Genomic DNA, 13,731 nt, shown 5'->3' on the forward strand with positions numbered 1-13,731 from the left:
TTTGTGAAAATCACATTTCAATCATTTTATTCTTCTTTTTCTTTAAAACTTTGCTGTTGCTGCCACAGTTTTAAAAGCTCAAATATTACATTTTCCATATCTTTTTTGTTATAGGACTTTGGAAAATATTGTTTTAAATCCTTTTTTTTGAGTGTAATGTTGTTATTACTTTTTTCTTTTTCTTCTGTTAATATAATTTTTATTATAGCATCGTTAAAATTTTTCTCTTGACTGTATTTTTTTAGTTTACTTGCCTGTTCTAAAGAGGGAATGACATTTAATGTTTCCATAAATTTGTGCAAATTTATCTGTTCTTCTGGTTCTAAATAGGATAATTCTACACCAGTGTTAAGTTTTAATCTGTTGTTGTCTACCATTTGTAGTAGTTTGGGTATGAGTTTTGTTAAACGGATATATCTATGAATTTGATTTTTACTTACATCATTTTCTTCTGCAATAATTTCAATAGATTTTTTGTTTTCAAAATGGTTCCCAACTTGGGAACTATTTTTAGATGGTCTACCTGCTTGTCTTTTCATAGCTTCTAACTTCATTTTATAAGAAAATGCTCTTTCACTAGGCAATATATGTTCTCTTTGGACATTGGAGTCAACCATTGCTATTACCGCTTCATCATCATCTAATTGTCTAACAATAACAGGCATAGTATTTATTCCTAATTTTATACACGCATATTTTCTGCGATGTCCTGAAATTAACTCATAATATCCACCATCTGTAGCACGGGCAATAGCAGGCACTACAACACCTTTTTCTGCTATACTTTGTACTAACTTTTCCATTTCCTCATCATCGTTTATTTTAAATGGGTGGTTTTGAAAGTGAATTAATTTGTCAATTTGTATTTTTTGTACAAATTCCATAGTATCTGAACCAAGCAATAATTCATCATAAGATGTTAATGTCACATTTTTGGCACTGCTTTTCAAATTTGTTTTCTTTTCCTCTGTTTCAGTTTCATCAAAATCTGTTTCTTCTGCATTAAAATTCACTTTTTCTGCATTTTCTTTCATTTTTGCCATGTCAATACCTCCTGTACTAACGATTCATATGCTTTTGCTACTTTTCCATTTTTATCATGAATATAAATACTTGTCCCTTCTGCACTGATTTCTGCTGCTTTAATAGACATAGGAATATATTCTTTAAATATATGTAGTTTTCCATCGTAATTTTGATGTAAAAGAGTTACCAGTTCTTTAGAATAATTCGTTCTCATATTCGCCATTGTTATAAGTATTCCGCTAATGTCTAATTTTCTGTTGATGTGTATTTTCACTCTGGAAATCGTTTTGATTAACTGCTCCAAACCTTTTATAGATAAATATTGTGCTTGTACTGGTATCAATACAGTATCTGCAAAAGCAAGAGAGTTAATTGTCAACATTCCCAGTGATGGAGAACAATCCACTATAATATAATCATATTTATCTCTTAATACTTTTAAAGAATTTCTCAATACAGTTTCTCTGCTCATAGTGTTAACAAGTGCTGCTTCTAATCCAGATAATTCGATATTAGAAGGTAATAAATCTACTTTTTCTTTGTGATGTAAAATGCTTTTTGATACATTACTTTTGATGTCATTATCACTCATGTATTGCCCCATAATATTAGCAATAGTCATTTCTATTTGTTCTGGTTGGTATCCTAAACTTAATGTTAATGACGCCTGTGCGTCCATATCTACTAGCAATACCTTTTTTTCTGATTGTGCTAAACCAATTCCTAAATTTACAGTGGTCACTGTTTTTCCAACACCACCTTTTTGATTACAAACTGCAATTATTTTTGCCATACTTACCATTCCTTTCACTTGTTTATTTTTGTCGTGTTTATGACAATTTCACTTTTTAGTGCATTTTTTGAACATAAAATCTATTGGAAAAAGGGTATAAAAAGAAAAGACAAACCGTTCAAACCCTTGATTTTACTGGGTTTTCTGATTTGTCTTAATTATATCGTATGGACACAGTCACACTGCATATCTTATTTATCAAGGGGTACAACCATTGATTATAAAAGAAAGGCTGGGACATAGAGATATTAAAATCACATTAAATACATATGGACATTTGTATCCTAGCCAACAAAAAGCGGTTGCAGAACTGTTAAATCAAAAAAAGACAAATGAAAAATGCCCAAGTTAAATTACTTGGACAAGTCCCTGATAATCAGATGTTCTGATATACCGAATCCGCAAATTCAGTATATCATAAAATGATAAAAAAGACAAATTTTTTAAGAATCTTTTTTAATTAACATCTGTTCAGGGACTTTTATTAAAGAAAGGATGTACTTTATGAATATTTTTGAACAGGTAAAAGAAAGTATTACAACGAAACAAGCAGCGATATATTATGGTATAAATGTAAATCAAAATGATATGGTATGTTGTCCATTTCATAATGACAGACACCCAAGTATGAAAGTAGCAGAAAGATATTATTGTTTTGGTTGTGGTGAAAAAGGAGATGTAATTAATTTTGTAGCAAAGTTACATAATTTGTCACAGTATGAAGCAGCAAAAAAATTGGCTTTGGATTTTGGTTTGCAGATAGAGAAAAACACTTATCAGAATAAAAATAAAAAAGTAGTTCCAAAAGAAAAAGACATTAGAAATAAGTATCAAATACAAAAGAATTTTGAAAAATGGGAACAAAGATGTCAGAAAATATTGTCTGATTACAGCAGTTGGTTAACATTTTGGAAAGAGTTTTATGCACCAAAAGCTCCAAATGATATGATTTATGAGGAATTTTTAGAGGCAGTAAATAATATCGAAAAAATAAAATGGTATCAGGACATTTTGGAAAATAGCATATTAGAGGAAAAAATTTACTTCTTAGTACAACATGGAAAAGAGGTGATACAGATTGAAAAAAGAATGGGAGAATATCAACGAGAATTCATTGCAGGAATTGGACAAGGTAATGACTGAATTAAATAATATAGATTATGAAAATCAAGGTATTACTTGGCTAGATGAAGAAAATCACATTGATGAAGTGAAATTTTGTGAATCATACTTACAGGAATATGATTTAAAATGTATCAATGGCTCTTTTTTTAGCATAGATGGCTTTGTATCTGATGGAGAGATTGAAAAAAATATTTACAACATCATCAAAAATCATGTTGCAAGAAATGTTTCTAAAAAAGTAAAACAGCTTTTGGAAGTGTTGAGGTTTGAGAGCTATTCAGAGGAATTACCCATACAAAATGATAGAATTCATGTAAAAAATGGGACAATATTTTTAAATGGAATGTTTTCGGGCAAAAAAGAATTTTGCTTAAATCGCTTGCCCATCAAGTACAATCCACAATCAGAACAGCCAAAAGTATGGCTTGCTTTTTTAGAGGAATTGTTGGAAAAAGAGGACATTATAACATTGCAGGAATATATGGGTTACTGTTTAATCCCTTCTACAAAAGGACAAAAAATGATGTTGCTAATTGGTAAAGGTGGAGAAGGAAAATCAAGAGTGGGATTGGTTTTAAGGAGTATATTAGGAAATAATATGAACACAAGCAGTATACAAAAAGTGGAAACAAATAAATTTGCTAGAGCAGATTTAGAGTACAAACTACTTATGGTAGATGATGATATGAAAATGGAGGCACTTCCTCAGACAAATTACATCAAGTCTATCGTCACTTTGGAGGATAAAATTGATTTAGAAAGAAAATCAAAGCAGAGTATACAAGGTACATTGTATGTCAGATTTTTATGCTTTGGAAATGGCAATTTAAACTCATTATATGACCGCTCCTATGGATTTTTTAGGAGACAGATTGTATTGACGACAAAGGAAAAAGATAAGAATAGAAAAGATAATCCATTTTTGATTGAAAAATTAAGAGCAGAAAAAGAGGGTATTTTTTTATGGTGTTTGGAGGGATTGAAAAGGCTTTTAAAAAATGATTATGAATTTACTATAAGTGAAAAGGCAAGTCAAAATCTGTATCACGCTATGGAAGATGGTAACAATATTATCAGTTTTATGAAAGCTGATGATTTTGTAAAATTGGAGTCAGCTACTATGACAACATCTAAAAAATTGTATGGTTGCTATTGTCATTGGTGTGATGAAAATGTAGAAAAACCTATATCTGCAAAAAGCTTTATTAGTTATTTAAAACAGTCTGAAAAAGAATATAACATACAATATTCTACAAATATTCTTTCAGAAACAGGTAAAAAGTCAAGAGGTTTTAGAGGGATTTATATAAAAATAAGAATGTAGCAAAAGAAGCGTATATGCGTATCAATGCTGTAAAATCAACATTTTCAAAGCATAAAAAGCGTGTGACAAAGCGTATTTACATACGTATTTGATACGCATATCAGTAGTAATGCGTATTTCTTGAAAAGCTGATAAAATCAATGTTTTTTAACAATGAAATAATAAAGTATACGCATATACGCATAAATTTGAAGTTTATTCTTTTTTATATAATTTAATATGAAAACTGATAAAACAAAAATAAGCTCTCGGCGATTGAGAGCGAAATACACCCATTGCACAAACCCTTGGTTTATACACTTGGTCTATTTCGCAACTGCGTTGAGCTTTTTATCACTAACATTAGAATAGTACAAAAGAGAGATTTTGTCAATTATTTTAGAGAGGAAGAAAAAAGTATAGCAAGAAATTCATTTATACAATTATCGAAATTAAGCAACGTAAAAGGTAGAATAGATTATATTACCAATCCAGAAAGACAAGAAAATTTATATGCAACTTATGAAACCGTACAAAGAAATTTTTGGAAATCTCTTGCTATAGAAAATCAACAGGACTTTCAAAAAAGTGGTTCTGCTGGAAAGTGTATTGAAGCAAGAGAGTTGATAATAGCCTTGCCTGAAAGTTTCATAAAATATCAACCTGAAAAATTATTGAAAATATTTACAGAAAAATTTAAACAAAAATATGGTGTGGAATGTGTGTCAGCACTCCATCACAATAAAAAGAAAACAAACTACCACATTCATTTGATTTTTAGCGAAAGAGAATTGCTTGAAAAAGAAGAATTTAAAACTGCATCAAGAAATTTATTTTATAATGAAAATGGAAAAAGAGTAAGAACAAAAAAAGAAATTCAAAATGAACTTGGAGAAATAAGAAAGGGCTGCACCATCATTCCCAAAGGAGAAATATATGAAAAGCACTCTTTTGGAAATAAAAGAGTGTGTTTTAAAGATGTAGAATTTTTACCAGAAATAAAGAAGTATTATACGAATATGATAAATTACTATGTCAAAAATCCTACTGAAAAATTAACTGTGTTTGACAGAGATAGCGTTTATATTGCAACGAAAAAAATAGGTAAAAATAATCCCAAAGCAGAACAAATAAAAAAGGATAATAATATAAGGCAAGAATGGAATAAAATAGCTGATATGGCTCTTGTAGTTGGTATTAGCGATAAAAGAATAAAGATGATAAAGAGAAATGAAATAACCGAAAAAATACAACGGTCTATGAAAATGGAAGGCTGGAAACCTGAACTATTTTATCAGATTATGGTAAATGCAAATGGTATTTTAAAAGATGTCATTCAAAAACATAAAATGCAGTTAAAACCTACTTTAAATGTTGACATTGAACAATTTAAGAAAATGGAAGCTTTAAGTTTAAAATTACATAGACAAGTGGAAGAAATACAAAAATTAGAAAATGTAGAATTACCAAAATTAGAAAAAGAACTGAAAAATATAAGAGGATTTTTTAAAGGAAAACAAAAAAGAATACTTCAGCAGAAAATAGAAGATTGCAAAGAGAATATTAATGTTAGCAAAGAAAATTTACAAGAAATGGTTCACCAACAAGGTTATAAAGATGTACAAACATTTTTAAAAGCATATTCTAAAAGTAAAAAGATTGTAGAACAATGGAAAAAAGAAAAACATACTGAAAAAGAAAGTATTATAGAAAAATTGAAGGAATTAAAAAAAGAAGCAAGTTTATATAAACAAAATATAAAACAATATAAAAGTAGAGAAAGATAATTTTTGATAAATAAATTGAAGCAATTATTGATGAATTTTGTATTTTTAATGACTCTATTAATTGCAAAATTAATCGAAAAAATGATATATTGTAAAAAATAATTAATTTTTTACAACTTGATAACATTATTATGATATTATATTTTAGGATAATATATGAAAATATTTTTTAGGTAATTTAAGGGTGGTAATATGGCTAATATACTGATTATTGAAGATGAAAAATCAATAAACAATTTAATTCAAAAAAATTTACATCTTGTTGGACATCAGTGTTATTCTATGTTTGATGGCATAGATGCAGATAAAATTGTACGAGAAAAAAACATTGATTTAGTGATATTAGATATAATGCTTCCTAAAATTGATGGTTATCATGTATATGAAAATATAAATTTTATTCCTGTAATTTTTTTGACTGCAAAGGATAGCCTTCAAGATAAAGTAAAAGGATTGACATTAGGGGCTGATGACTATATCGTAAAACCTTTTGAAATGGTTGAATTGATAGCAAGAGTTGAAGCTGTGTTAAGGAGAGTCAAAAAAGATGATAATTTTTTTGAATTTAAAAATATAAAAATTGATTTTAGCAAACATTTAATTTATAAAAATGGTAACATCATTGAATGTACCCCAAAAGAATTTGAATTATTTGAGGTGCTTGTGAAAAATAGAAATATTGCTATGTCAAGAGAAAAGTTATTAGAACTTGCATGGGGGTTTGATTTTGAGGGTGATACAAGAACAGTTGATGTTCACATTCAAAAATTAAGAAAAAAGTTTGATTTAACCGAGCAAATTAAAACAGTATATAAACTGGGATACAGATTAGAAATATAAAATAGAAAGGTTTCGTATCATTTATGAGGCTAAAAACTTATTTAGTAACACTTTTAATCTTTTTAATATTTTTATATGGAGGAATATTATTTATATTAACTTTCAGTTTAAGAGATAATATTTCAAACATAAAAGAAAGAGCTTTGGGAGAACATTATTTTATTATATCTTCCTACTATAATGACTTAAGTCATGTAGAATATCGAAAAAAAAGTGAAATAGATGATAAAACAAATAAAGGGATAGATATTGAAGAAAAACTTTTATTTGATTCCTATTTTATTTATTATCAAAAACAGCCAGTTTATCTGGGTCTTTTAGAAAATGATATTGTAATAAAATCCACACTTCCCAATATAAGCAGTGATTTTAATACAAATTTGGATATGAATAAAAGAAGAGTTTTTTATAACACAGAAAATAATAAGAACTATTTATTTATTTTAGGTAATTTACCAAAACCATTTCATTATTTAACAGTTATATACTGTTATGATTTAAGTGCAGAAATTGAAAATTGGAATGATATGTGCAAATTATTTTTTTCATTTTCTTTCATTTTGTCTGTAATTTTAGCAATAGTATTGTATATTGTTATTTATTATATATTTAAACCATTAACTGAAATAACTGCTGCTGCCGAAAAAATAGCAAAAGGAGATTATAGTAGTATAAGTGTAAAAGGGAAGGGAGAAATAAAAAAGGTTGCCGTCAGCTTTAATTATATGGCTGATGAGATTAAAAAGAATATCAACAAATATATAGAAATTGCAAAACAAAAACAAAACTTTATTGATAATCTGGCTCATGAACTTCGTACTCCTCTTACGAATATTTATGGATATGCAGAATATATACAGAAAGCAAAATTAACAGAAGAAGATAAGTTTGAGTCAACAAATATTATAATGTCAGAAAGTAAAAGATTACAGGATATTTCTCAAAGATTATTGAAATTAGCTCTATATAGAGAGCAAGATATGGAATTTAATTGTATCAATTTAATTGATATAATTAAAAAAATTTTAACCTCTTTTAAAATAAGGCTGAATGAAAAAAATATTCAGGTTATATTGGAATCAGAGAATTTTATTATAAAAGGTGATGAAGCACTTATAGAATGTTTATTTTCAAATATTATTGATAATGCAGTAAAAGCCTGTGATAAAAACGGAAAGATAATCATTAAATCATTTAAAGACAATAATGAATATATAAATGTGACAATTTATGATAACGGAAAGGAAATACCAAAAGATGCTATTAAGCACTTAACAGAAGCGTTTTACAGAGTAGACAAAAGCAGGAACAGAGAGGATGGTGGTGCTGGAATTGGTTTGACATTATGCAACGAAATCGTATTAAAACATAATGCTATGCTTCATTTTAGTTCAGATAGCACAGGTACAACAGTCAAACTAATTTTTACAAAATGATAACAAAATGATTATAACTTTATTATAAAATGGTATTATTATCATTTTAAGTTAAAAATATATCCGGAGAAATTTTAACTGTAAAATGATTAGGTCAATAAATAATGGAGGTAATGAGTATGAAATTTAATGTTTCTGATTTTAAAAAAGAAGTTTTTGGAGCTGCCGCTACTATCATGTCATTTTTAGCAGTATTTTGTGTAGCAGTTCCATCTGTTAAAGCTGCCGAGCTTTCAAAAGTTGAGTATGTTGATACGCAATATTCATTTGCTCAAAATGCTCAGTATACAGCCAATGAAAATTTTAATGACAATTTTGAAGTCAACTATAAAACTGTTATGGAAGAAGGCTCTCCCTTGCCAGATAAAAATGTTATCTCAATGGAAGAAGCTGCAAAAGTAGGTGTCAAAGATTTAATTAGGATATTCAATTTTGATGCTAAAGACAAAACTGTAAATATGTGGTATTGCCCTGTAGGAGAAACTTGTGTTAGCTCTGAATGGATAGGCAATATTGATTTTGACAATAATGTAGCATATTACTTTACTGTTGATGCTGTTACTGGCAAAATCAGTGCTACATGCAGAGATATTCTATTAAATAAAAATGTCAATAAGGGATTTGATGGAAGTTTGCCTAATAATTGTGAAGAATATAAGGAACTTGCAGAAAAAGTAATAAAACAGTATAAAATTCTTTCTAGTGACATAAAATCAATTGAATATGAGGGACAAGGTTATGCGAATGATAATCCTGACATTCAGATTAAAGCTAAAGACATTGATGGCAATGAAACGCAGCTCTCATTTTCAAGATATGATAAAAAACTACTTCAGGTTTGCTATGATAATTGGGTAAAAAATGTTTATCTTTTGGAAGAAAAAATGAATAATGAAGATGAGTCTTCTAATACAAATGAAGAAAAAGTAGAGTTTCGTGTTCAATAAACAACATTAATTCAAATCCTGTATGAAAACAAATTAAAAATATTGTAAAAAGCTGTTATATAAAATTGTGATAGCTTTTTATAGTTTTATACACTACAATTTGCAAAGTAATTTAGTGTGATGTTAAAAGATAGTTAAAGTTTAAGATATAAGCTGATATATTATAAAGATAATTAAAAAGATTACTATACTATTTATAGTTATTGGCTTTAATTTGGCTCTAAAAATTTTGGAGATATGGTATAATATGTATAAAATAAAGCATTTTAGGTTATAAAAATGACGAAAAATCAACAAAAATAGAAATAATTTTGTAAAAAAGAAAACGTGAAGGTGATAGAACAGTAGGTGCTGGTTCTGTTACTGAAATCATTGAGTAATATTTATCTAGTCAATAGATAGTTTATGTAAAAACGGAAAAACCCTTGAAAGTATGAGGCTTTCAGGGGTTTTATTTTTTATAATTTATGGTAATAGTAAAAAAAGTAAAGAATGAAATAGAAAAATATTGTCACAAAAAATGGAGTATGGCTCTAATTTAGCTCTATTTTTTATTATTTTTAAACTGTTTTTCTAAATATTCATTTCTTAATTTTGTTCTAGTCATAGAATCTAGTTTTGGATACACTTTTTTTATTAAGTGATATTTGAAAATAAGCATCTCCACAAAGTACTAATAAGAATTTTCTGTTTTATGGCTGGTGTATATTAACACTGGTATTGCTTGAGATTTATCAGAAATCTATTTTTATTAAAAATGTAATATAATTTCTGATAGAAAGTGGATATGAGTAAATATTGACCAATCAGTGAAGCAAAAAACAGTTGACGCATAAACTGTTTTCTGCTATACTATTTAATTGTTAAAACATGAAGTAAATGAAATAAAGTACAAATGCTACATTTTTCCTATATTGATGGGTGCAACAATAAGCAATATTATGTCATTGGTAAATATAGAAAAGATTATCTTTACTATAATTCCTTTTATGATGTTATTATAGGCTATTGTTGTAAGTATAGCCGTATAACCTCTTTAGTATTTTCGGCTGGAGTAGCAGGTACAAAAATTGCAAAAAATTTTCTTTGATTTGCCATACATCATATTGTATAAACTGTTAAGTTTAAAGGGGATTTCAAAATGAAAAAAAGTATTGGTAGAATTGTAATGCTATTATCAAGAAGCATTTGTAATGATGTAAGGTATGTTATAGAACCTTTTGGTTTAACAGTTGGTGAGGAGTCTTATTTTATAGCACTTGCACATGAAGATGGTTTGACTCAAGATGAGTTAAGCAGTCGAGTTAATGTAGACAAATCTGCAACAGCTCGTGCAGTAAAGTCATTAGAAGCCAAAGGGTATATTGAACGTGAAATAGATCCTTTTGATAGGAGAAATAAAAAGCTATACTTTACTGAAAAAGCAAAAAAGGTATATATTTCTTTATCCGAAGCGTTAGGAAAATATAATCAACAGTTAACAAATGAATGGACAGATGAACAATATAACTTGATATATGAAAGTTTAGAAATGTTACAATTAAAACTTGAAATTAGAAAAAATAAGCCGAATCACTAGTATGATATAATTACGCAGTTAAAGTACAAGGAGGACTTGACAAAAATGATTCAGCACGATATACTCAAGACAAACAGACAAACAGACAAACAGACAAACAGACAAACAGACAAACAGACAAACAGACAAACAGACAAACAGACAAACAGACAAACAGACAAACAGACAAACAGACAAACAGACAAACAGACAAACAGACAAACAGACAAACAGACAAACAGACAAACAGACAAACAGACAAACAGACAAACAGACAAACAGACAAACAGACAAACAGACAAACAGACAAACAGACAAACAGACAAACAGACAAACAGACAAACAGACAAACAGACAAACAGACAAACAGACAAACAGACAAACAGACAAACAGACAAACAGACAAACAGACAAACAGACAAACAGACAAACAGACAAAGTCTGTCCATTTGTGCTGCCCAAAAATAAAAGACATACCTCCCACATTATATTATGATGGGAAAGATATGTCTTTTTATCTTTCTATAAAAAATTATTTCATTATAACTTTATAGGGATACTACAATGGCAAACATAATAAGGAATAAAAATCCATGTATCATACTAATATCAGAAAATTTTTATTAGAGTAGTCTATTTTATTTTGATAGTAGTAACTTGTGTTATAATTAGCACTAACACTATATTGTTATGTGAGATACACCAAACCATCAAATTCAACATAAACTATTATATCTCTAAATTACCCCCAATTATATACATACAACATCTTTCAAGGAAGATTTCAAAGAACACTGATAATTCTTGAATTGGTTGCAGGTGATTGCTTTACAGTCAAAAGTAGATATTTCTACTGGCAAGATTGTCAATACTGAAGCATTGGTGCATTAGAAATATGCAAACATAGGTTTTATTCAGACTGATAAATGTATACCTCTGTTTGAAAAGGTAGGATTTATACAGTAGCTGACTCTTTAATTGATGAGTAGCTATTGTTCGACAATTAATTATAACAACAAAATTAAATATTTAATTCGTGAATATATGGAGGAAGAATATCATGTTAAAAAACATAAAAGTGAAAAAAAGTTTGTTGCTTGGCTATGGTATTACTATTGGAGTTTCTGTGCTACTGATTGTTACTAGCCTATTTATGATGCTCAATATTAAAAACAACTATGATGTGTTGCTTGATGAAGATGCTCAGGCAAATCAATATATTTTATACTGTCGTGTCAATGCACTGTTGACTGGACGAAACATTCGTGATTCCTATCTTGTCCCAGACTCTGATGCAAATGAAGGATTGCTTCAATCTGCAGAAAAAGCACATGATAACCTATTTACTAATATAGAATTGCTGAAGGAGCATTTTCCATCTGAGCTGGAACGTAGTATATTGGATAACTATGTTGAGATAGCAACTAATTGGGCTAGTACAAATCCGCAACTTATTGAATGGCATCGTCAGTATGATAGAACTGGAGATGAATCGTATCTCCAGAAGGGTATTCAGTTTATCTATGAAACAGATACATTTGATCAAGAGAAAATGGCTGCAGCTGCAACAGAACTAGACAATTATTTAGTTCAGGCTATGGCTGACAAACGAGAACGTATTGAATTTGAAATCACCGTTATTATTGCTATTGTAGCTGTAGCTGCAGTTGTCGCCGCTATTGCAGTGATTGCACTAGCACTTAGTATTATTAAGACAATCACTATTCCTGTTGCTCAAGTTCAAAATGCTCTAGTTGGATTTTCACAGGGTAATCTAGATATTACTGTTGACTATCAAAGTAAGAACGAATTAGGAATAATGTGTAATGCCCTACGCCGTAGCCAAGTAATTCTCTCTGATGTTATTCAGGATGAAGCATATCTGCTAGAAGAGATGGCAGAAGGAAATTTTGATGTGTATAGCAAGGACAGATCTATGTATGTTGGTGCACTGGAAACCGTCATCAAATCTATTAGAGGCATTAATCATCAACTCAGTGATACACTTTTACAAATTGCTCAAGGTACAGACCAAGTTTCTGCTGGTGCAGATCAAGTGTCAACTGGTGCTCAGTCATTAGCTCAGGGGGCTACCGAGCAGGCCAGCACACTTCAGGAATTGACAGCAACTATTACAGAAATTTCAGAAGCATCACAGCAGACTGATATTGCTGCTAAAGATGCAAAAACTAGTGTTCAAGCAGCAGGTACACAGGTACAAAAAATGAATGAACAGGTAGATGTTTTAAATCAGGCAATGAACAAAATTGCACTTTCTTCTCAGGAAATGGGCAAAATTATCAAGACTATAGAAGATATTGCGTTCCAGACGAATATCTTGGCACTGAATGCCGCAGTTGAAGCTGCTCGTGCTGGTGATGCTGGAAAGGGTTTTGCAGTAGTAGCAGATGAGGTACGTAACTTGGCAGCAAAATCAGACGAATCAGCCAAAGCAACTAAGGATTTGATTGATAGTGCTATTAGCTCAGTTCAAGATGGAAGTGATATTGTTGAGCAGGTTACACAGGCTTTAATTGAATGTAAGAGATTGACTGACGATGTTGTAAGTCGTGTAGATGTGGTTACTGATGGTGTTGAAGTTCAAACAAGTTCTATTAAACAAGTGACACAAAGTATTGACCAGCTTGCTTCTGTGGTTCAAACAAACTCTGCTACAAGTGAAGAGTCTGCGGCGGCAAGTGAGGAACTTGCTAGTCAAGCTACTGCTATGAAAAGTCTGGTTAGACGTTTTAATCTTCGTCGTACAGATGGTAATATCCATTCAACAGAGTCCGTTGCTTATAGTAAAGATGTTGTTACTGATGATATAAGTACAGATAAATACTAAAAAAATAAATCGAAATTGTTTAAATAGAAAGAAATTTTAAATGAGATATTGGAACAAGAAATGCTATT

The 13,731-nt window shown here is 29.5% G+C and carries 12 protein-coding genes; 10 read left to right on the plus strand and 2 right to left on the minus strand.

All coding sequences use genetic code 11. The features are described 5' to 3' along the window. Positions 1–26: 26 nt before the first annotated feature. On the minus strand, positions 27–950 hold the full coding sequence (locus C820_RS06300) for a ParB/RepB/Spo0J family partition protein (RefSeq protein ID WP_035297166.1): 924 nt from the start codon (positions 948–950) through the stop codon (positions 27–29). Positions 951–1,030: 80 nt separating this feature from the next. Then, on the minus strand, positions 1,031–1,819 hold the full coding sequence (locus tag C820_RS06305; protein WP_004039042.1) for a ParA family protein: 789 nt from the start codon (positions 1,817–1,819) through the stop codon (positions 1,031–1,033). A gap of 214 nt (positions 1,820–2,033) precedes the next feature. On the opposite strand from C820_RS06305, the gene C820_RS06310 reads away from it, so the two are divergent. The 10 genes from C820_RS06310 to C820_RS06355 all read left to right on the plus strand — a co-directional run bounded on the left by C820_RS06310 (position 2,034) and on the right by C820_RS06355 (position 13,663). Beyond that, the gene (locus C820_RS06310; protein ID WP_502799867.1) at positions 2,034–2,171 is read left to right on the plus strand and encodes a hypothetical protein; all 138 of its coding nucleotides are present in this window, start codon (positions 2,034–2,036) and stop codon (positions 2,169–2,171) included. 152 nt (positions 2,172–2,323) lie between these two features. Continuing rightward, on the plus strand, positions 2,324–2,962 hold the full coding sequence (locus tag C820_RS06315) for a CHC2 zinc finger domain-containing protein (RefSeq protein ID WP_004039041.1): 639 nt from the start codon (positions 2,324–2,326) through the stop codon (positions 2,960–2,962). Continuing rightward, positions 2,955–4,268, plus strand: a complete 1,314-nt coding sequence (locus C820_RS06320; RefSeq protein WP_004039040.1) for a DNA primase family protein — start codon at positions 2,955–2,957, stop codon at positions 4,266–4,268. Before C820_RS06315 ends, C820_RS06320 begins: the two co-directional genes overlap by 8 nt. 275 nt (positions 4,269–4,543) lie before the next feature. Then, on the plus strand, positions 4,544–6,034 hold the full coding sequence (locus C820_RS06325) for a MobA/MobL family protein (protein WP_004039039.1): 1,491 nt from the start codon (positions 4,544–4,546) through the stop codon (positions 6,032–6,034). Positions 6,035–6,226: 192 nt separating this feature from the next. After that, positions 6,227–6,874 carry a response regulator transcription factor gene (locus C820_RS06330; protein ID WP_004039037.1) on the plus strand — a complete coding sequence of 216 codons (648 nt, stop codon included), beginning with the start codon at positions 6,227–6,229 and terminating at the stop codon, positions 6,872–6,874. A 23-nt stretch (positions 6,875–6,897) separates the two neighbouring features. Next, the gene (locus C820_RS06335) at positions 6,898–8,310 is read left to right on the plus strand and encodes a sensor histidine kinase (protein WP_004039027.1); all 1,413 of its coding nucleotides are present in this window, start codon (positions 6,898–6,900) and stop codon (positions 8,308–8,310) included. A gap of 119 nt (positions 8,311–8,429) precedes the next feature. Beyond that, positions 8,430–9,257, plus strand: a complete 828-nt coding sequence (locus C820_RS06340; protein ID WP_004039026.1) for a hypothetical protein — start codon at positions 8,430–8,432, stop codon at positions 9,255–9,257. 1,141 nt (positions 9,258–10,398) lie between these two features. Beyond that, positions 10,399–10,836, plus strand: a complete 438-nt coding sequence (locus C820_RS06345) for a MarR family winged helix-turn-helix transcriptional regulator (protein WP_004039025.1) — start codon at positions 10,399–10,401, stop codon at positions 10,834–10,836. Between the two features lie 45 nt (positions 10,837–10,881). Further along, entirely contained in the window at positions 10,882–11,283 is a 402-nt protein-coding gene (locus C820_RS06350; protein ID WP_251855624.1) for a hypothetical protein, read from the plus strand. A gap of 592 nt (positions 11,284–11,875) precedes the next feature. Then, complete coding sequence (locus C820_RS06355) at positions 11,876–13,663, plus strand: methyl-accepting chemotaxis protein (protein WP_004039023.1); 1,788 nt, start codon at positions 11,876–11,878, stop codon at positions 13,661–13,663. Positions 13,664–13,731 lie beyond the last annotated feature (68 nt).

This window comes from Clostridium sp. MD294 (assembly GCF_000364165.2).
Lineage (GTDB): Bacteria > Bacillota > Clostridia > Lachnospirales > Anaerotignaceae > Coprocola.

What these genes read in the sequence shown, in the direction of transcription:
- C820_RS06315 (WP_004039041.1), top strand. Translation starts at nt 2,324, where the DNA reads ATGAATATTTTTGAACAGGTAAAAGAAAGTATTACAACGAAACAAGCA.
- C820_RS06305 (WP_004039042.1), bottom strand. Translation starts at nt 1,819, where the DNA reads ATGGCAAAAATAATTGCAGTTTGTAATCAAAAAGGTGGTGTTGGAAAA.
- C820_RS06320 (WP_004039040.1), top strand. Translation starts at nt 2,955, where the DNA reads ATGACTGAATTAAATAATATAGATTATGAAAATCAAGGTATTACTTGG.
- C820_RS06330 (WP_004039037.1), top strand. Translation starts at nt 6,227, where the DNA reads ATGGCTAATATACTGATTATTGAAGATGAAAAATCAATAAACAATTTA.
- C820_RS06340 (WP_004039026.1), top strand. Translation starts at nt 8,430, where the DNA reads ATGAAATTTAATGTTTCTGATTTTAAAAAAGAAGTTTTTGGAGCTGCC.
- C820_RS06345 (WP_004039025.1), top strand. Translation starts at nt 10,399, where the DNA reads ATGAAAAAAAGTATTGGTAGAATTGTAATGCTATTATCAAGAAGCATT.
- C820_RS06355 (WP_004039023.1), top strand. Translation starts at nt 11,876, where the DNA reads ATGTTAAAAAACATAAAAGTGAAAAAAAGTTTGTTGCTTGGCTATGGT.
- C820_RS06335 (WP_004039027.1), top strand. Translation starts at nt 6,898, where the DNA reads ATGAGGCTAAAAACTTATTTAGTAACACTTTTAATCTTTTTAATATTT.
- C820_RS06350 (WP_251855624.1), top strand. Translation starts at nt 10,882, where the DNA reads ATGATTCAGCACGATATACTCAAGACAAACAGACAAACAGACAAACAG.